The sequence below is a fragment of the Comamonas sp. 14P8.1.4 genome, from assembly GCF_057799285.1.
Map to the genome: position 1 here is coordinate 74,869 of NZ_JBYOKN010000010.1, position 19,989 is coordinate 94,857.

Consider the following 19,989-nt stretch of genomic DNA (forward strand, 5'->3'; position numbering starts at 1 on the left):
AATAAAAAAGCCCAGTGAGAAATCACTGGGCTTTTTTGTGGTCGCGTTAGTTACGGAACAAATCGAGAATGCGGTTGCGCTCTTCAGGCGGCGGCGCCTCGGTTGCCTCTTCGGTGCCATAGCTGGCATCCATGCCCAGGGCGGTGACCCCTGCGGAGCCCGTGAACTCATCAAAGTACCACTCGCCACCGACGTTGGTCACGCCTTCTGGAACGGGGTAACTGGCCACGGGAACATCTTTCAGTGCATGCTGCATGAAGTTGATCCAGATGGGCAGACTCAGTCCACCACCAGTTTCACGAGAGCCCAGGTTGCGCGGATTGTCGTAGCCAATCCATGTGATGGCAGTCAGCGTGGGCTGAAAGCCTGCAAACCACGCATCGACAGCATCATTGGTGGTGCCGGTTTTGCCATACAGGTCCGGACGTTTGAGCGTAGCTTGTGCGCGCGCGGCTGTGCCGGATTTGGCGACGGTCTGCAACATGGTGTTGATGACGAAGGCATTGCGAGGCTCAATGGCGCGCTGTTGCTGTTCCAGTGGTGGAGGCGTGAATTCAGAGAGTACGCGGCCTTTGTGATCCGTAATTTTTGCAATGAGCCAGGGGTTGATGCGGTAGCCGCCATTGGCAAAAACCGAGAAGCCGGTGGCCATCTGCATGGGGGTGACGGATCCTGCGCCCAGGGCCATGGTGAGGTAGGCTGGGTGGCGGTTGGCATCAAAGCCAAAGCGCGTGATCCACTCTTGCGTGAACTTGGGGGTGGTGAAATCCAGCACCCGAATCGATGGAATGTTTTTCGATTTCGCGAGCGCAGTGCGCGCGGTCATCGGGCCTTCGAACCGGTTGTCGTAGTTGCGTGGTTCCCAGGGTTGGCCGCCAGTGACGTTGGAGCCAAACATCAAGGGCGCATCGTTGATCAGCGTGCCAGGGCTCAGGCCTTTTTCCAGTGCGGAAGAGAAGATAAACGGTTTGAACGCAGAGCCGGGCTGTCGCCATGCCTGGGTGACGTGGTTGAACTTGTTTTTCTGGAAGTCAAAACCGCCCACCAAGGCACGGATGGCGCCCGTGCGCGGATCTACCGCAATGAATGCGCCCTCGACTTCAGGCAGCTGTGTGGCAGACCACTTGCCTTTGGCCGTTTCAATAATGCGGATGACTGCGCCGGGGCGAATCTTGATGTTCGGCGCGGCTTTGTCACTCAAACCAGATTCCACGGGCTTCAGGCCATCGCCAGTGATGTTTAGGGTTTGCCCGTCGGGGCGTTGAACGGTCAGCGACTTGTTGGATGCTTCAAGCACCACGGCGGCCAGTACATCACCGTTGTCCGGGTGTTGTGCCAGGGTGTCGTCAATCACGTCTTCCAGCGCGGCTTTGTCGCTAGGCAATGCGATGAATTTCTCTGGACCGCGATAGCGCTGACGGCGCTCATAGTCCATGATGCCTTTGCGTAGCGCGCTATAGGCCACTTCTTGTTCGCCAGCATTCAGGGTGGTGTAGACGTTCAGGCCGCGGGTGTATGCCTCATCGCCATACTGGGTGTATACCAGCTGACGCGCCATTTCGGCCACGTAGTCGGCATTGACGCTGCCACTGCGGCTGGCATTGCGCAGTTGCAGAGGCTCTTCTTGTGCCAGGCGAGCTTGCTCGACCGTGATGAAACCGTTTTCTGCCATTCGCTCAATGATGTAGAGCTGGCGGATACGTGCGCGCTTGGGGTTGCTGATGGGGTTGTAAGCCGAAGGGGCCTTTGGCAGTCCTGCCAGCATGGCGGCCTCGGCCACCGTCACATCTTTCAGTGGCTTGCCGAAATAGACTTCGCTGGCCGCTGCAAACCCGTAGGCACGGTGTCCCAGGAAGATCTGGTTCATATAGATTTCCAGAATTTTTTCCTTGGACAGCAGATGCTCTAGCTTGAATGTGAGCAGCACTTCATAGATTTTGCGGGTATAGGTTTTCTCTGTAGAGAGATACACATTGCGCGCGACCTGCATGGTAATGGTTGACGCGCCCTGGCTCTTGACTTTGCCCAAGTTGGCCAAAGCTGCGCGCAGCATGCCTTTGTAGTCCACGCCGCCGTGTTCAAAAAAGCGCGTGTCTTCAATGGCCAGCACTGCATCGACCATGACCTTGGGGATCTCGTTGATGGGCGTGAGCGTGCGGCGCTCTTCGCCGAACTCGCCAATCAGTGCACCTTCGGCCGAGTAGACGCGCAGGGGGAGTTTGGGGCGGTAGTCGGCCAGCTCGGAAACGTCAGGCAGATTGGGGTATGCCATGGCCAAGGCCACCGCAATCACCATGGCCACCGCAAGCGCACCAGCTACCGCTAAACCAATCAACCACAAAAAAGCCCGCAGCAGCCAGTGCTTGCGAGGGGTGGGATTGTTTTTTTGTTTGGAAGGTTGGGCGCTGGATTCGGGAGAGTTAGGCATGTCGCTCCACTCAAATGAGGAAAGGCATTATAGAAAACGGCAGAGGTCTAGCGCGGGAGGGGATGTGTCGTTGTGTCAACGGGCGTGACCGATGCAGGTCGGCTGACGGGCATCAAAACGTGTGCTTTTGGCAACGATGGTGGGGCAGATCAGGGTGGGGGACGCTTGGTTGATTTATATCCTTGCTGATAGCATGCCTTCAGATCAGGATTTCTATATATCAAAATGAAACGAAAGGGAGGGGCCGGTGACCTCTATGGGATCCCTTTTTAAGCGGCAACCTGCGCCGCTTATCGGTTTGGATATCAGTTCATCTGCCATTAAATTGGTGGAGTTGAGTCAGGGTGGCCAAGGGGCCTGGGTTTTGGAGCGCTGTGCTTCTGAGCCCCTGGAAGCGGACTGGGTGGTGGATGGCAATATCGAAAAATTCGATGAAGTGTCTGACGCACTCAAACGGTTGCTGAAAAAGAGTGGCACACGTGCAAAGCATGTGGCGCTGGCTTTGTCGCATTCGTCGGTGATTACAAAAAAAATCATTCTTCCGGGCAGCCTGAGCGAGCAAGAACTGGAAGTGCAGGTGGAGTCTGAGGCCAGTCAGTACATACCTTTTCCTTTGGAAGAGGTGAGTCTAGATTTCTGCGTCATTGGGCCGAATGCCAAGAACCCGTCAGACGTTGATGTGCTCTTGGCGGCTACGCGCAAAGAGAAGGTTGAGGAAATCAATAATCTGGCCGTACTGGTGGGGCTTACACCGGTCGTGGTCGATGTGGAGTCCTACGCTTCTCGTTTGGCAGCTGCGCGCTGGATGGCTCAGCTCCCCAATGCAGGGGAGGGGGATCTGATTGCTTTGATCAAAGTGGGTGCGCGCAATTTCAGTTTGCAAATTGTGCGCAATGATGAAGTCTTGCACGACAGCGAGCAGGGCTTTGGCGGCGCACAGCTGACGCAGCTCATTGCTCGCCAGTACGGGATCAGTGTGGAAGAGGCGGAGCTCAAGAAAAGAACCGGAGATCTTCCGGCCGATTATGCAGAGGCCGTGCTGCGGCCGTTTGTCTCCAGCGTGGCGCAAGATGTGATGCGGGCACTGCAATTTTTCTTTACCAGCACGCCTTATCACAGCGTCCAGCACATAGCGATGTTTGGTGGAAGCGCAGGTGTTCAAGGCCTGGCGCAAGCGGTGCAAGAACAAACCAAGCTTCCTGTGCATTTGCTCAATCCTTTTGAGAAGATGGCCTTGGGTACTTCCGTGCACCAAAGCAAGCTCAAGCATGAAGCACCGATGTATCTCACTGCATGTGGGTTGGCGATGCGGAGGTTTTTATCGTGATTTTGATAAATCTTCTTCCCCATCGTGAGGCTGCACGCAAGCGACGCAAAGAGGCATTCCAGATCACCATGTTCATGTCGGTGATTGCTGGTTTGCTGGTTGCCGCAATGATTTATTGGTGGTTTCAGCTGCGCATTGAAGAACAAAAAGATCGCAATGCGTATTTGCAGTCTGAAATTGCGGTCCTGAATCAGCAGATCAAAGAAATTGAAGGTCTGGAGGGCGAAATTACGGCCTTGCGAGAGCGTCAAAAGGCGGTCGAGGACTTGCAAGCCAACCGTAACTTGCCGGTGCATCTGCTCAATGAGTTGGTGAAACAGTTGCCGGAAGGGGTGTACGTCACTTCGCTGAAGCAAACGGGACTGTTGGTCGAAATGAAGGGGGTTGCGCAGTCCAATGAGCGAGTCTCTGAAGTGCTGCGTAACTTGTCAGGAGGAACTCCCTGGTTCACCAAGCCGAACCTCAAAGAGATCGTGGCGGGCAGCGTTGCTTTGTCTTCCAAGGATCAACGCAAGGTCGTGAATTTCAATTTGAGCTTTTCATTGGTTCTTCCTGCAGATTCAAGTGGAGGAGCGAGTCAATGAAGTTCGCCAAGAAAAAAAATGCAGCCAATGCGGGCGTGCAATGGCAAGCATTGCAAGCACAGTTCCAGAACCTGGACCGCAAAGATCCTTCGCTGTGGCCACTCATTCCCAGGGTGTTGCTCTGTACAGGGATTGCGCTGCTCACTGCTGGAGCCGCTTGGTATTTTTATTTGAGTAGTTTTGAGGAAGATCTGGAGCGAGAGCGCGGCACGGAGATGACGCTGCGCGCAGACTATGAGAAAAAACTGCTGAAGGCAGTCAGCTTAGAAGGCCTTAAAAAGCAGCGCGAGCAGGTGCAGCAGTATGTGATCCAGCTGGAGAAACAGCTGCCCAGCAAGTCTGAAATGGCCGCATTGCTGTCAGATATCAACCAAGCAGGCTTGGGTCGCAGTTTGCAGTTTGAGTTGTTCAAACCAGGCAGTGAGGCTGTCAAGGATTACTACGCGGAGCTACCGATTTCCGTGAAGATCTCGGGCAGCTTTCATGACATGGGAATGTTCGCCTCGGATATTGCGCACTTGCCACGCATCGTGACGCTGAACAATATCTCGATTGCGCCGAAGGGGAACGAAGGCACTTTGATGCTGGACGCTACCGCTCGCACATACCGATATTTGGATCCTGAAGAGGTCGCTGCACAGCGCCAAACGCAGGCCAAGGGCGGTAAGGGCAAGAACAAGGGGGCAACGAAGAAATGACACATCGCAAACTCATCGTGGCAGAGTGTCTCGCGTTGCTGCTTTTGACGGGATGCTGGGGAGAGGAGCATGGAGATTTGCGTGAGTGGATTGCCACCCAGAAATCTGTGACCAAACCGCGGATTCAGCCGTTGAAAGAGCCAACGGTATTTACCCCGCAGGCTTATACATCTGGTAGTGGCATGGATCCGTTCAACATGCTCAAGCTCACACAGGCACTGAGTCGAGACTCCTCTCAAAACACGTCGAATATGGCGTTGTTATTGGCTGAGCAAAACCGCCAAAAAGAAGAGCTGGAGGGCTATCCACTGGACAGCATGTCGATGGTGGGGAGCATGCGTAAAAACGGCCACGATACCGCATTGTTGCGTGTCAACAAGCTGATTTATCAGGTCAAAGCCGGTAACTATTTGGGCCAAAACTATGGCCGCATTCTGCAAATCGGGGAGCACAGCATCAAGTTGAGAGAAGTTGTTCAGGACGCTACCGGGGATTGGGTAGAACGGATGACAACGCTTGATCTGCAAGAGGGGAACAAGTAATGCAACACAAGAAAAGTTGGGTGCCTGTGCGCTGGTTCATCATCTCGATGGCCGCTTTAACTTCAACACTGACCTGGGCTGCCAGCGTGCAGTCTGTGACAGGGTCTTTGCAAGGTGGTGGCGAGGTCGTTCGGATTGAGTTGTCCGAGCCTTTGGCTGCACCCATTACCGGGTTTGCGATTCAGTCGCCGGCTCGTATTGCATTGGACTTGCCAGGCACCAGCAATGCCATGGGGCAATCACTGGTGGAGATTCAGCAGGGCAACTTGAATACGGCCAATGTGGTGGAGGCATCAGGGCGCACACGCTTGGTGCTGAACCTCAAGACAGCGACAACCTACCGTACAGAGATCAGCGGCAATGCGGTGCTGGTCTTCTTGGATCCTGTGCAGCAAAAATCTTCGCTTCAACCAGCCACGTCGACCAGCAAGCGCGTGCTTGCGCCCTCGACCCAGCAGGCCGGTATTACGGCGTTGAAAGACCTGGATTTCCGGCGTGGTGGTGATGGGGCTGGGCGGTTGATTGTCGACCTGGGCTCATCCATGGTGAATGCGGATGTACGCCCTGAAGGCAAAGGGTTGACCATCGAGTTGCTGAAAACCAGCTTGCCGGAAGGTTTGCGCCGTCGCTTGGATGTGGTGGATTTTGCAACACCGGTGCAGACGATTACGGCCAGCCAGCAGGCTGATCGTGTGCGCATCAAGGTGGATGCTTTGGGCGAGTGGGAACATTCGGCCTACCAGAGCGACAGTCAGTTCGTGCTGGAAGTACGCCCTAAAAAGGTGGATCCAACCAAGCTGACCAAGGGTCCTGGCTTCTCCGGCGAGCGCTTGTCGTTGAACTTCCAAAATATTGAAGTGCGCTCCTTATTGCAAGTGATCGCTGATTTCACGAACTTCAATATCGTGACCTCCGATACGGTCGGTGGCTCGTTAACGCTGCGTTTGAAAGATGTGCCTTGGGATCAGGCGCTCAATATCATCATGGAGGCCAAAGGCCTGGGCATGAAGAAGAACGGCAATGTGCTGTGGATTGCCCCCAAGGACGAAATTGATGAGCGTACCAAGCGTGACTTTGAAGCGGCACGCAGTATTGAACAGCTGGAGCCTTTGCGTACCCAGGGCTTCCAGATCAATTACGCAAAGGCGGAAGAGCTGAAAAAGCAAATTGCTGATAACAGTGGCAACAGCGAAGCCAGTACCCGGTTTTTGTCGCCACGTGGTTCGGCCATTGCGGAGCCTCGCACCAATCAGCTGTTTGTGACGGACACTTCCAGCAAGCTGGAAGAAATTGCAAATTTACTGAAGAAACTGGATGTTCCCGTGCGCCAGGTGCTGATCGAAGCGCGCATTGTGGAAGCGCGTGATACCTTCGGTCGCTCCCTGGGCGTGAAGTTCGGTGGTGGCTATGACCGCGCCGGTCGTGGCAGCATCGGCAGTGGCTACGACAGCTTTGGCACGACCAATAGCTCTCCCTTTGTGAATCTGCCTGCGGGCCTGTCGACCGGTGGAGCCGCCGGCACATTGGCGCTGAGCATTTTCAACTCGGGGTTGACGCGTTTTCTGTCGCTGGAACTGTCGGCCATGGAGGCTGAAGGTGTGGGCAAGGTGATTTCGAGTCCACGCTTGCTGACGGCAGACCAGACACAGGCAGTGATTGAGCAAGGTACGGAGTATCCCTACACGCAAACAGCACCCAACGGGGCAACCACGATTGCTTTCAAGAAAGCGGTGCTGAAGCTCGAGGTGGTGCCTCAGATCACCCCTGAAGGCAACATCATTTTGGATCTGGATCTGAACAAGGATTCCCGTGGCGAGACGACGTTGCAAGGTGTGGCCATTGACACCAAGCACATCAAGACGCAAGTCTTGGTTGAGAACGGCGGCACGGTGGTGATTGGTGGTATTTTTGAAATGGAAGAGACCAACCAAGTCAACAAGGTGCCGCTGCTGGGCGATATTCCTGTGATGGGCAATCTGTTCAAGAGCCGCACCAAAGAGTCGACCAAGCGCGAGATGCTGGTCTTCATCACACCGCGTATGGTGACCGATGCAATTGCACGCAATTAATTGCTTGCAGAGTCTGTGACAATCAAAGGCCGCCTCTGGGCGGTCTTTGTGCATCTGTGAACCAGGAAACTGCTGTGCATTTCTCTCTTGTCGGCCTGCCGGGCTCAGGAAAATCCACCATTGGCCGCCAGCTGGCCAGGGCGTGGAAGTTGCGTTTTGTGGATAGTGACCACGTGATTGAGCAGCGCCTCGGGTGCAGCATCAAGGAGTACTTTGCTGCGCATGGCGAAGCGGCATTCCGTGATGTCGAATCCCAAGTGTTGGCCGAGCTGCTGCAAGCGCCCAGGGCATCCGTCTTGTCGACTGGGGGCGGAGCCATCTTGCGCGCAGAGAATCGCGCGGCGCTCAAGACGCACAGCACCGTTTTTTATCTGCAGTCCTTGCCCGAAGACATAGCGCGGCGTTTGCGGCATGACACCACGCGGCCACTGATGCAAGGCGACGACCCCTTGCGGCGACTGCGCGATTTGCTGCAAGTGCGTGGCCCGCTGTATCTGGAGTCTGCCCACTATGTGGTGGATGCGGCGCGCCAGAACACAACACAAGTGAGCCGCAAGATCTGTATGCAGGCCGAACTGGCGGGTTTGCTGCCCAGCTCCGCTTGCTGCAATGAGATTGTGGATTAAAGGTATAAATACGCGCAGTGCTTAGCGCTTTTAAGCGATGTGAAACCTGTGAACAAGGCTGCATGCGGCCTTGTTTGTTTACCGAGATGCCTACCGTGACGTTGCAGAGCCAGACTGTTCATATTGATTTGGGTGACCGCTCGTATCCCATCGTGATCGCCCCCAATTTGTTGGGCCAAGCCGCCACTTTTGCCGGCTGTCCGAATGCGGCGCAAGCGGTGATCGTGACCAATACGACCATTCAGCCTTTGTACGCCGCGCAGCTCAAAGCGGCGCTGGCGGGGAAGTATCCGCAAGTGCACACTGTTGTGCTGCCGGATGGTGAGGCACACAAAGACTGGCAAACCCTGCAACTGATTTTTGACGGCCTGCTGGAGAACGGCTGTGACCGCAAGACCGTGCTGTTTGCCTTGGGCGGCGGCGTGGTGGGGGATATGACCGGCTTTGCAGCCGCCAGCTATATGCGCGGTGTGCCGTTTGTGCAGGTACCAACCACCTTGCTCTCGCAGGTGGACTCCAGCGTGGGCGGGAAAACTGCGATCAACCACCCGCAGGGCAAGAACATGATTGGCGCGTTCTACCAGCCACAGCTGGTGGTCTGCGATCTGGCCTCACTGGACTCCTTGCCCGCGCGTGAAGTCTCGGCCGGGTTGGCCGAAATCATCAAATACGGGCCTATCGCGGACATGGCATTTTTGGCGTGGCTGGAAACCCATGTTGAGGCCTTGCGTGCGCTGGATCGCACAGCGCTGATGCACGCCGTCAAGCGCAGTGTGGAAATCAAAGCCGAGGTGGTGGGTCAGGATGAAAAAGAAGCGGGTTTGCGCGCAATCTTGAATTTTGGCCACACCTTTGGGCATGCGATCGAGGCGGGTATGGGCTATGGCACATGGCTGCACGGAGAAGGCGTGGGCGCAGGCATGGTCATGGCCGCGCACCTCTCGCACAAGCTGGGCATGGTGGATGCCGCTTTTGTAGAGCGTCTCACACGATTGATCGAACGTGCGGGCCTGCCAACACGTGGCGCTGTGCTGGATGCACACGACAATGCGGGCGCGTATCTGGCGCACATGCGAGTCGATAAGAAAGCCGAGGCGGGCGAGATTCGCTTTGTGCTGATTGATGGCCCAGGTCGTGCCATCATGCGCTCTGCACCAGACAGTTTGGTGCGTGAAGTCATTGATACCTGCTGCGCACAAGGCGTGGGTATTCAGAATCAAGATTGATAGCTTGCTGCGCTTGTCCATTAAGCGCTAAGCGGCAATTTGATGGATATTGAAAGGGTTGGGCATTGCAAGCAATTTTGTCTCCATGGGCCTGTTCGCTGGACGTGACGCGCGGGCGCAGGTATGCCGAGCTTGACGCACCCACCCGTACCGAACACCAGCGCGACCGTGATCGCATCGTGCACTCCAGTGCATTTCGCCGGCTGGTCTATAAAACGCAGGTTTTTGTGAATCACGAGGGCGATTTGTTCCGCACGCGGCTGACCCACTCGCTGGAAGTGGCACAGCTCGGGCGCTCCATTGCGCGGCCCTTGGGGCTGAATGAAGACTTGGTGGAGGCCATCTGCCTGGCACATGACCTGGGCCACACCCCGTTTGGCCATGCCGGGCAGGATGAGCTCAATGCCTGCATGCAGGACTTTGGTGGCTTTGAGCACAATTTGCAGAGTCTGCGGGTGGTAGACCATCTGGAAGAGCGCTATCCGCAATACGACGGTCTGAACCTGACCTTTGAAACGCGGGAAGGCATTCTCAAGCACTGCTCACGTGCCAACGCACTGAAGCTGGAGGCGCAAGAGCCCGGTGGGGTGGCCGCACGTTTTTTGACTGGCCGGCAAACCTCGCTGGAAGGGCAGCTGGCCAATCTGGCCGATGCCATCGCCTACAACGCGCACGATGTGGATGACGGCGTGCGCTCAGGCTTGATCAGCCTGGAGCAGCTGCAGTCTGTCCCGCTGTTTGCCACGTTTTATGCGCAAACGTTGGCGGAGTACCCTGAACTTGCGCAGCCGCAGGCCCAGCGCCGGTTGCTGTATGAAACCATTCGCCGCATGCTCAGCGCGCAGGTGTATGACGTCATCGACACCACGCGGCAGCGGATTGCACAGGCAGGCGTGCAACATGTGGATGAGGTGCGCGCGTGCGATGCACCGCTGGTGAGCTTTGGGGATGCCATGCGTGCGCAGTCGCAGGCGCTCAAGCACTTTTTGTTCCACGAGCTGTATCGCCATGCACAGGTCATGCAGACCATGGATGCTGCAAGGCAGGTGGTGCGCGAGCTGTTTACGGCCTATATGGCGCAGCCGGGCATGATGAAACCCCGCTTTGCGTGGCGTGCGCAGCAAGCGGCCAGTCAGGCCGCCTTGGCACGTGTGGTGGCCGACTTTGTGGCCGGCATGACCGATCGCTACGCCGCGAAAGAGCATGCCGCCATCACGGGCCAGCATTTGCTGGCGTAGCGCCGGGCACCAGAACTTGCGCTGGGGCAACAGCTAATCACCGCGCGCGCTGCAACAGTGCTGGTGCATGGCTAGAATTTGCGCCATAACACAAGGGGGCATGGTGCCCCCATTTGTTTTTGAGGCCGACACATGACCGATACCACCACAGCACGCTCCTTTCCTGAAGACATCGTGATCGCAGATACGGTGCGCTGGCTGGAAAAGGCCGTCATCGGCCTGAACCTCTGCCCCTTCGCTAAAAGCGTGCACGTCAAAGGGCAGATCCACTATGTGGTCAGCCAGGCGACCGACGCCGAAGGTGTCGCCATGGATTTGCACCGCGAACTGGAAGCCCTGGCCGAAAGCTCCCCGGAAAAGCGCGACACCACGCTGCTGATCCTGCCGCAGGCGCTGCAGGACTTTCTGGACTTCAATGACTTCACCGTCTTGGCCGATGACATCGTGGACGAGCTGGAGCTGGGCGGCATTTTGCAAGTGGCCTCGTTCCACCCCCTGTTCCAGTTTGAGGGCACGGATGTGGACGACGTCACCAACTGCACCAATCGCGCGCCTTACCCTATCTTACATTTGCTGCGAGAAGACAGCATCGACAAAGCCGTCGAAGCCTTCCCGGAGGCCGAGATGATCTATGAGCGCAATATGCAAGTGCTTGAGCAGATGGGCATCGAAGGCTGGTTGGACCTGGATGTGGCAGCGCGCTGCCCGGTGACCGGGCGCGGCAGCGACGTGGTGGCTGAAGAGAAGAAATAATGAGCAAGCAACACAAGGCACAAGTCGCCAAAACGCCCAAACCTGCTACGCAAGATATTGCCACGCAGCTGGAACTCAAACCGGGCCAGAGCATTGAACTACTCAAGGCGCTGCACATCCTGACTCGCGACGGCAAACTCAACCAGGACTCGCGCCGCAAGCTCAAGCAGGTCTATCACCTGTACCAATTCATTGAGCCCATCCTCCAAGAGCTGGGGGAGGGCAAAGACGGCAGCCAACAGGCGGTGACGCTGGCCGACCATGGTGCGGGCAAGTCTTACCTGGGCTTCATCCTGTACGACCTGTACTTCAAGGCCCAGGGCCAGGGGCGCATCTACGGCATCGAAACCCGCGCACCGCTGGTTGAAGCGTCGCAAAAGCTGGCCGCTGAGCTGGGTTTTGACCGCATGGAGTTCCTGAACATGTCGGTGGCAGAGTCCACCCGTGCGGATTTCATGCCTGAACGCTTTGATGTGGTCACCGCGCTGCATGCCTGCGATACCGCCACCGATGACGCGATTGCCTTTGGTCTAGAAAAAAAGGCCAAAGCCATGGTTCTGGTGCCCTGCTGCCAAGCGGAAGTGGCAGCCTGCCTGCGCCAAACCAAGGCCATGAGCCTGTCCCGCACTCCTTTGGCCGAGTTGTGGCGCCACCCCATTCACACCCGTGAAATGGGCAGCCAGATCACCAACGTGCTGCGCTGCCTGTATCTGGAGGCCAGCGGCTACCAGGTCACGGTCACAGAGCTGGTGGGCTGGGAGCACAGCATGAAAAACGAGCTGATCGTGGCGCGCTACACAGGCCACAAGAAGCGCAGTGCAGCCGATCGTTTGCAACAGTTGTTAACAGAGTTTGGGTTGGAAAGTTTGGCCAAAGAACGCTTCAAGATACCAGAGTTAACAATTTAAGAAAATAAATAAGTAGCACAAAGCGCTTGATGTCATTGGTTTTCAGTATCTATGAATGCTGGAAGCCTTTGATATCAAGCGCTTTTTGCTATGGAAAAGAATATAACTAATCGTTCAAAGGTTGCTATGAACGGTGCTTGACAAGCTTTTTTAAGCTATTTAAATTTAAGTTTCGATTGGTTTTTTTTATTAACAAAAGTTTTCTTCCTACACGAATGGGTAACAAAAGCTATGCCCGTCACTGGTTGAATGACTATGCAGATGTATTTTTTGAGTCAGTAAATTTGTCACATGATTTTTCAATCTTTGCTGAGTGTTGTTTGGGGTTAACGCCTTCACACAGCAAGTCTTTCACTGAGGCACTTATGAAAGTACGTAATTTTTCCAAGACTGTGGCCTGCGTTGGTATGGCCTCGCTGGCCATGAGTGCCTTGGCCCAAGCCCCTGCACAACCTGCTCCAGCTGCTGCATCGCAGCCTGCGGCACAGCAAGCCGTTGTCCCCCCTGCGCTGCAGCAGGTGGTCGAGCGTGCGGTGACCTCGCACCCCGAAATCAATGCCCGCTACCATGACTTCCTGTCTTCCCTGGAAGGTCAGAACGTAGCGCGTGCCGGCTGGCGCCCGCACGTCACCGCACAGGCCTGGAAGGGCCGTGAGTGGCGCAGCAATATCGAACAAGTTGCCGATTACGACTGGGGCCGCCATGGCTGGAATGTGGAGCTGCGCCAGCTGATTTTTGATGGCGGCGCAACGTCCAACAGCATCCGTCAGTACGGCTTCGAAAAACTGTCGCGCTACTACGACCTGCAAGCCACGTCCAACACCTTGGCCAACGAAGCCGTTGCGGCCTACCTGGATGTGCAGCGTTACCGCGCCATGCAAGGCCTGGCCAAGGAAAACTTCAACATGCACGCCACCACGCTGGGGCAGTTGCGTGAGCGCCAGCAGTCTGGCGTGGGCCGTGGGGTGGATATGGAGCAGGCCAATGGCCGTCTGTCGTTGGCACAAACCAACCTGATGACCGAGAGCAACAACCTCAACGACGTGACACAGCGCTTCCGTCGTGTGGTGGGTGACTATCCACCGGTCGACATGCCTGCTGTGCCAGTCGTGGTTGGTCGCTTGCCGGTCATTGGTCAAACCACCAGCTTTGAAGATGCTTTGCGCACCAGCCCCATGGTGCTGTCCAAGCAAGCGCTGGTGCAAGCTGCACAAGCGGGTGAAAAGGTCGCAAAAGCGGCCCATGCACCGACCGTTGACTTGCGCGCCAGCGTGGGCCGTGACCGCGAGCAACCCGGCGCGCTGTACCGTGACCTGCAAAGTTCGCGCGTGCAAGTGATGCTGACGTACCCGCTGTACCGCGGTGGTGCTGATTCGGCACGTATTCGCCAGACGGCCGCGCAGAACTACGCGGCTCAGGATGTGCGTGATTACACCTGCCGCAATGTGCAGCAAGAGCTGTCGATCACATGGAACAACATTGTGCGTTTGCGCCAGCAACTGCCTTTCTTGCGTGAGCATGAGCTGTCGACTTCCAAGGTGCGCGTGGCTTACCTGCAGCAATTCAATATCGGCCAGCGTTCGCTGCTGGACTTGCTGGACACCGAAAACGAGTTGTTTGACGCCCGCCGCGCGCTGCTCAATGCAGATTTCGATCTGAAGAAGGCAGAGTATTACTGGCTCTCGCTGTCGAACCAGGTGTTGACTCAACTGGAGCTGGCACAGCCGCACAACGACAGCCAGCCTGACGAGCGCCAGGCGCTGGTTCTGCCCGATGAGCCATTGCGTGCTTGCATGGATACCCTGCCAGATACCAGCAACTTGACACCCGTGACTTTGACGCAGGCCGCACAGCCCGCCCCAGCGGCGGCTGCACCCAGCGTCAAAAACTAGGATTCCCAGGCGCCGTAAGGCGCCCAAACACAAGAAGCTCCAAGAGGGCGGATCGCATGGCTCACAAAGACAGCAAAGAGGGGGCGCACGCAGACAAGCGTGATTTTTCAGCACTGGATGAAGACTTCATCCGGGTGCTGGAGGATTTGATTGATGCCTTGTTGGCCAATGGAACTTTACGTCTGACAGATCTACCCCCTCGGGCACTGGAAAAGCTCAATCAGCGTAAGAAAGAGCGTGACCGCTTGAGGAACTCACTGGATTTGATTCCAGATGACGATGGTTTGATCTGAGGTGACAGAGGTATCTATGGAAACTTCCCAAGATGCGCTGCCTGAGTCGGGTCAGCCCCAAAATGTGGCAGCACCAGAGCGCGCTGCCACCAAAGCCACTACATATGGCTTGCCGCCCCACAGCACGCAGGACGATCCGCTGCTGACGTGTCTTGTGGAGCTGACACGCATTCACGGCACCCCTTACACCGCACAAGCCTTGAGTGGCGGCCTTCCGCTGGTCAACAACCAGCTGACACCATCATTGCTGGAGCGTGCAGCGGCGCGCGCGCATTTCACTACGCGTATTGTGCGGCGAGCCCTGGATGGTGTGCCTGCAGGCTTGCTGCCCGCAATTTTGCTGTTGCACAACAATCGTGCGGCACTGTTGTTGCAGCAGATAGATGCACAGCGCTTTCTGGTGCAGTTTCCTGAAGCTGGCAGTCCTGTGGAAGTGTCCGCACAGGATTTGCAGGCGATGTATGCAGGCTTTCTGTGCTTTGTGCGTCCGCAGTTTCGGTTTGAACAGCGTGCCGAGCAAGGTGTACCACGCCGTAAGGAACATTGGTTCTGGAGCGCGGTGTGGAGCAACAAGCGTCTTTATCGCGATGCACTGCTGGCAGCGATTTTGATCAATCTCTTTGCCTTGGCCATTCCGCTGTTCAGCATGAATGTGTATGACAGGGTGGTGCCTAACAACGCGGTAGAAACCTTGTGGGTGTTGGCGATTGGTGTCAGCTTGGTGCTGCTGTTCAACATGGTGCTGACGACTGCGCGGGCTTACGTGGTGGACACGGCGAGCAAGCGCATTGATGTCAGTTTGTCAGCGCAAATCATGCAGCAGGTGCTGGATCTGCGCATGGAAAGCAGACCGGTTTCCGTAGGTTCGTTCGCCGCGAATTTGCGCTCTTTTGAGTCGGTGCGCGATTTCATTGCCTCTGCCAGCCTGACAGCATTGGTAGACCTGCCATTTGTGCTCTTGTTTTTGATGGCTTTGGCATGGGTTTCACCGTGGATGCTGATTCCACCGGTGGTGGCTATTGCAGCGGTGCTTTTGGTGTCTTTCTATGCCCAAGCAAGCCTTGAAAGCCTGACGGTGAAGTCGTTTCAGGCTTCCTCTCAGCGCAATGCCCTGCTGGTGGAGACGCTGACCAATCTGGATGCGGTCAAAACCTTGAACGCACAAAGCGGGGTGCAACGGCTGTGGGAGAGTGCGACCCAATACCTTGCATTCATTGGTGGAAAAATCAAATTGATTTCTGCTGCAAACGTCAACTTTGTGCAGACGATGCAGCAGCTGGTGACGATTGCTGTCGTGATTATTGGTGTGTACCTGGTGCAATCGGCGCAATTGTCCATGGGGGGCATCATCGCCGCCTCCATGATTGCTGGCCGCTGCATTGCTCCGCTGGGTCAGGTCGCGGGGCTGATGATGCAGTACCACAATGCGAAGACATCACTGGGCTCCATCGATAACTATATGAAGATGCCCGTTGAGCACGATGCTGAGCGTGACTTCGTGTCACGTCCGGTGGTGCAAGGGGAAATTGAATTCCGTAACGTGAGTTTCAGCTATCCAGGGTCGGATCAACTCTCGCTCAATGAAGTGAGTTTCTCTATTCAACCGGGTGAAAAGGTGGGCGTGATTGGGCGCATTGGTTCCGGGAAGACAACGTTGGAAAAGCTCATCTTGGGCTTGTATCAACCCAAGTCTGGGGCCGTGCTGATCGATGGTGTAGATGCACGGCAAATTGATCCGATTGATTTGCGTCGCTCCATTGGGCATGTGCCGCAAGATCCGATGCTGTTTTACGGCAGTCTCAAGCACAACCTGCTGGTAGGTGCACCTTACGCCACAGAGGCGGACATGCTGCATGCAGCCCGTGTTGCAGGTGTTGATGAGTTTGCTGCAGAGCACCCCAAGGGCTATGAAATGCCGATTGGGGAGCGCGGTGAATCGCTGTCAGGTGGCCAGCGGCAATCGATTGCGGTTGCCAGAGCCTTGATCCAGAGCCCTCCGATCCTTCTGCTTGATGAACCCAGCAGCAACTTGGATAACCAGAGCGAAGCCATGCTCAAGACGCGCTTGAAAGCTTCGATGGACGGTAAGACCTTGGTGCTGGTGACGCACAGAACCGCGTTGCTGGAACTGGTGGATCGATTGATCGTGATTGATGCAGGTCGGGTGGTAGCAGATGGAGCCAAGGATCAAGTGATTGAAGCGTTGAAGTCAGGGCGTATTGCGCGCGCAGGAGGACGCTCATGACCCAGCCTACATCGCAGAAAAAATCATGGAAAGAGCGCTTGGAGAACTGGGTGCTAGAAGGCGATGCGCAAGTGAAAGGCGTTGCTCCTGATGACTTGGCTGCAGATGCCCAGTGGGCGGCGGGCCAGCAACAGGCCAAAGGCTCTCGCCTGCTTCTGTGGGTGGCCGTAGTGACCGTGCTGGTGCTTCTGATCTGGGCGTGCTTTGGTCGGATCGATGAAGTGGTCAGGGGACAGGGCAAAGTGGTCCCATCCAGACAAATTCAAGTGGTGCAAAGCTTGGATGGCGGCCTGGTCGAGCAAATTTTGGTGCGCCCAGGCGAGCGTGTCGAGGTGGGGCAAGTGCTGCTGCGCATTGATCCCACACGTTTCACCGCTTCGTTGGGAGAGAGCAAGGCAGAAGTGCTGGCGCTCAAGGCCAGAGCGGCACGCTTGGAGGCCCTGGCATCTGGCGATGTTTTTAAAGTTCCTGCTGACGTACTCAAAGACGCGCCGCAGGTGGTGGAGATGGAGCGCAGGTTCTGGGAAACCAAAACACAGGAACTCAACACCACCTTGAATATTGCCAAAGATCAGCTCAATCAGCGTCAGCAGGAGCTGCGTGAAACGATGGCCAATCGTGACCAAGCCGCATCAAGCTGCAGCTTGACTTCGGAAGAGTTGCGTGTGACCAAGCCACTGCTTAGCAGTGGTGCCGTTTCTGAAGTTGATCTTTTGCGGCTTCAGCGTGATGTGGCTCGCTTTTGTGGTGAGGCCAAGGCTGCAGGTGCCCAGATCGGCCGTATTCAGGCCGCCATTCAAGAGGCAGAGCGCAAGGTGCAGGAGTCGGAGCTCAATGCGCGCAATCTGGCTCGGGTAGAGCTTTCTGAAACGCGGGGCAAATTATCTTCGTTGGAGCAAGGGCAACTGGCGTTGGCTGACCGGGTCAAGCTGGCTGAGGTGCGCTCGCCAGTACGGGGGACGGTCAACAATCTCTTGGCCAACACCGTCGGTGGTGTTGTTCAGCCTGGCAAAGATATTTTGGACATCGTGCCCATGGATGACACCTTGTTGCTAGAGGTGCAGATCAATCCTAAAGACATCGGTTTCTTGCACTTTGGGCAGAAAGCAGAAGTCAAGTTCACGGCATATGACTTTGCCATTTACGGTGGACTGGAGGGCAAGGTCGAGCAAATTGCAGCAAACACTACGACAGATGAGAAAGGCAACTCTTTTTACATCGTCAAAGTGCGTACCGAGCGTGCCCATGTGGGTGACGATTCGCGCCCGATTATTCCGGGCATGCAGGCAGAAGTGCACATTCTGACTGGCAAGCGTACGCTGATGCAGTATCTGCTCAAACCAATTTTGAGAGCCAAAGCGAATGCTTTGACAGAGCGCTGATCGTGCTTCAGACAGATGAGGACAAGATGCAAGAGCAGTCCATTTTGATCGTTACGCGTGACACCGCTTTGTGGCAAAGCTGGCAGTCTTTAAAGGCAAGGTCCAAGACGCCCTTGCGTGGTGTCGCATTGCCAGACCTTTTGCAATGGAAATCCAGTGGGCATCAGCTGGTGATTGTGGACATGGCGCTGCTGAAAGAAGCAGGCGCTGGTGCGCAATGGTCGCAGTATTTTGAAGGCTTGCGTGTACTCGTTCTGAGCGCTCACATGAGTGATGACGAAGGGCGTGCTGTGCTTGCGCATGGTGCAAGTGGGTATGCGCATACCCATTCTTCGCTGGACACCTTGGTGCTGATCATTGAAAGTATGGCCAACGGCTCCATTTGGATGGGGCGTAGCTTGCTACAGAAAATGCTGCAAGACATTGACCAGCGGCTGCCGGTGTCCGCCGGTAATACCTGGGCACAGGGGCTTTCTCCGCGCGAGGAGGAAGTTGCACGTTTTGCTGCCATGGGGCGGAGCAATGCAGAGATTGCGCAGCAGCTCGGTATTACCGAAAGAACGGTGCGTGCGCATCTGTCATCCGTGTTTGACAAACTGCAGGTGGATGATCGCCTGAAGCTGGCACTCAAAGTGCATGGCATTGCCCGTTGAGGACTCTATCTGCGCTCAGAGGTCTCAACTTTTTGGGCTAACTCATTTCAGGGTTCAGTGATTTCAGAAGATGCAGTTCTGAATCACCAATTAGGCGGTCAAACGGTAGTGCGTATTGTCTTGGCCGCCAATAGTGCACAAGCAAGGTAATTCTTAGCATTCTCTCCAAGGACAGCTCTGTATGGGGCTGATTGAAATACTTTGGAGCAATGTCATGGCCAATACCTCTGCAGTCATCACCAAATTGGATGGCCAAGCGTGGGTTCGCAATAGCGACGGTAGTTTGCAACCTTTGCGCGTAGGCATGCGTGTGCCAGTCGATGCAGAAATCGTGACGGCTGCAGGTAGCCAAATTACGTTGCAAGGCAACGAATCCGGGGTGTTTCAGGTTGCTGAAAACCAGCAATTGAAGCTGGAAAATGACCTGTTTAAACCGGCCGAGCAGAGTGAAGCCGCTATTGCCAGCCCCGCTGAGGCAGATGTCAATGCATTGATTGCCGCACTGAATCAAGGTCAGGATCCGTTGGCGGAATTGGATGCGACTGCCGCAACCCTGTCCGGGGGGGAAGGTGCAGGAAGCACCTATGTACGGCTTGCGAGTGTGATTGAGCGAACCTCCCCCCTGGGGCTGGAATATCCTCGTTTCTCTAGCGCACCCGATGACACTCGTATTGCAGGCGGGGTTGTTGCTCAGGATGAAGCAAGTCCAGCACCGCAGGTCAGTATTCAGTCTGATGCAAAAACCGTTGATGAATCGGGTCTGAATAACGCCGCCACCACAGAGACCGCAGTCGGGTCTTTTGCGGTTCGTGCCACTGATGGCATTGGTTTCGTAACGATTGGTGGAATCACCTTCAGCTTGGCACAGCTTCAGGGGGATGTAACGCAGTTGCCAACCATCGATACCGGTGAGGGAATGCTCAAGATTACGGGCTACGCCCCAGGTGCGAGCAACCAGACTGGAACGGTTAGCTATGAATACACCCTAAAGACAGCCCTGACACACGACAGCGGTGACGGTAAAAATACCCTGCAAGACCTGATCGTTGTCAGCGTAACGGGTTCTGGCGGCGGGACTGCTGCGGGCCAGATTGTGATCACCATCCTGGATGACGTGCCAGTGGC

17 protein-coding genes are annotated in these 19,989 nt (G+C 55.8%); 16 read left to right on the forward strand and 1 reads right to left on the reverse strand.

Annotated features, from left to right (window positions below; translation table 11 throughout):
* Positions 1–46: 46 nt before the first annotated feature.
* A complete protein-coding gene (locus AC27VO_RS13730) occupies positions 47–2,428 on the reverse strand; it encodes a penicillin-binding protein 1A (protein WP_488667282.1) in 2,382 nt (793 codons plus the stop codon).
* Positions 2,429–2,675: 247 nt separating this feature from the next.
* Between AC27VO_RS13730 and AC27VO_RS13735 the strand changes: the two genes are divergently transcribed.
* The 16 genes from AC27VO_RS13735 to AC27VO_RS13810 form a co-directional block, all read left to right on the forward strand.
* Positions 2,676–3,755, forward strand: coding sequence for a pilus assembly protein PilM (locus AC27VO_RS13735; protein ID WP_488667283.1), 1,080 nt, complete (start codon positions 2,676–2,678; stop codon positions 3,753–3,755).
* On the forward strand, positions 3,752–4,339 hold the full coding sequence (locus AC27VO_RS13740; protein WP_488667299.1) for a PilN domain-containing protein: 588 nt from the start codon (positions 3,752–3,754) through the stop codon (positions 4,337–4,339). Before AC27VO_RS13735 ends, AC27VO_RS13740 begins: the two co-directional genes overlap by 4 nt.
* Complete coding sequence (locus AC27VO_RS13745; RefSeq protein ID WP_488667284.1) at positions 4,336–5,037, forward strand: type IV pilus inner membrane component PilO; 702 nt, start codon at positions 4,336–4,338, stop codon at positions 5,035–5,037. Before AC27VO_RS13740 ends, AC27VO_RS13745 begins: the two co-directional genes overlap by 4 nt.
* A complete protein-coding gene (locus AC27VO_RS13750) occupies positions 5,034–5,579 on the forward strand; it encodes a pilus assembly protein PilP (RefSeq protein WP_488667285.1) in 546 nt (181 codons plus the stop codon). The genes AC27VO_RS13745 and AC27VO_RS13750 overlap by 4 nt, the downstream gene beginning before the upstream one ends.
* The gene (locus tag AC27VO_RS13755) at positions 5,579–7,648 is read left to right on the forward strand and encodes a type IV pilus secretin PilQ (RefSeq protein WP_488667286.1); all 2,070 of its coding nucleotides are present in this window, start codon (positions 5,579–5,581) and stop codon (positions 7,646–7,648) included. The genes AC27VO_RS13750 and AC27VO_RS13755 overlap by 1 nt, the downstream gene beginning before the upstream one ends.
* Positions 7,649–7,722: 74 nt before the next feature.
* Positions 7,723–8,274, forward strand: coding sequence for a shikimate kinase (locus tag AC27VO_RS13760; protein WP_488667287.1), 552 nt, complete (start codon positions 7,723–7,725; stop codon positions 8,272–8,274).
* 95 nt (positions 8,275–8,369) lie between these two features.
* A complete protein-coding gene (gene aroB, locus AC27VO_RS13765; RefSeq protein ID WP_488667288.1) occupies positions 8,370–9,500 on the forward strand; it encodes a 3-dehydroquinate synthase in 1,131 nt (376 codons plus the stop codon).
* Positions 9,501–9,565: 65 nt separating this feature from the next.
* Positions 9,566–10,738: a deoxyguanosinetriphosphate triphosphohydrolase gene (locus tag AC27VO_RS13770; RefSeq protein ID WP_488667289.1), complete on the forward strand. Its 1,173-nt coding sequence runs from the start codon at positions 9,566–9,568 to the stop codon at positions 10,736–10,738.
* Between the two features lie 132 nt (positions 10,739–10,870).
* Positions 10,871–11,491 carry a DUF1415 domain-containing protein gene (locus AC27VO_RS13775; RefSeq protein WP_488667290.1) on the forward strand — a complete coding sequence of 207 codons (621 nt, stop codon included), beginning with the start codon at positions 10,871–10,873 and terminating at the stop codon, positions 11,489–11,491.
* Entirely contained in the window at positions 11,491–12,399 is a 909-nt protein-coding gene (locus tag AC27VO_RS13780) for a class I SAM-dependent methyltransferase (RefSeq protein ID WP_488667291.1), read from the forward strand. Before AC27VO_RS13775 ends, AC27VO_RS13780 begins: the two co-directional genes overlap by 1 nt.
* A 365-nt stretch (positions 12,400–12,764) precedes the next feature.
* Positions 12,765–14,291: a TolC family outer membrane protein gene (locus AC27VO_RS13785; protein WP_488667292.1), complete on the forward strand. Its 1,527-nt coding sequence runs from the start codon at positions 12,765–12,767 to the stop codon at positions 14,289–14,291.
* A gap of 56 nt (positions 14,292–14,347) precedes the next feature.
* Positions 14,348–14,584 (forward strand): hypothetical protein, encoded by a 237-nt coding sequence (locus AC27VO_RS13790; protein ID WP_488667293.1) that lies wholly within the window; start codon positions 14,348–14,350, stop codon positions 14,582–14,584.
* A 16-nt stretch (positions 14,585–14,600) separates the two neighbouring features.
* The gene (locus AC27VO_RS13795; RefSeq protein ID WP_488667294.1) at positions 14,601–16,829 is read left to right on the forward strand and encodes a type I secretion system permease/ATPase; all 2,229 of its coding nucleotides are present in this window, start codon (positions 14,601–14,603) and stop codon (positions 16,827–16,829) included.
* Complete coding sequence (locus tag AC27VO_RS13800; RefSeq protein WP_488667295.1) at positions 16,826–18,211, forward strand: HlyD family type I secretion periplasmic adaptor subunit; 1,386 nt, start codon at positions 16,826–16,828, stop codon at positions 18,209–18,211. Before AC27VO_RS13795 ends, AC27VO_RS13800 begins: the two co-directional genes overlap by 4 nt.
* 2 nt (positions 18,212–18,213) lie before the next feature.
* Positions 18,214–18,864 carry a helix-turn-helix transcriptional regulator gene (locus tag AC27VO_RS13805; RefSeq protein ID WP_488667296.1) on the forward strand — a complete coding sequence of 217 codons (651 nt, stop codon included), beginning with the start codon at positions 18,214–18,216 and terminating at the stop codon, positions 18,862–18,864.
* Positions 18,865–19,045: 181 nt separating this feature from the next.
* A partial coding sequence (locus tag AC27VO_RS13810) for a retention module-containing protein (protein WP_488667297.1) occupies positions 19,046–19,989 on the forward strand: 944 nt, incomplete at its 3' end.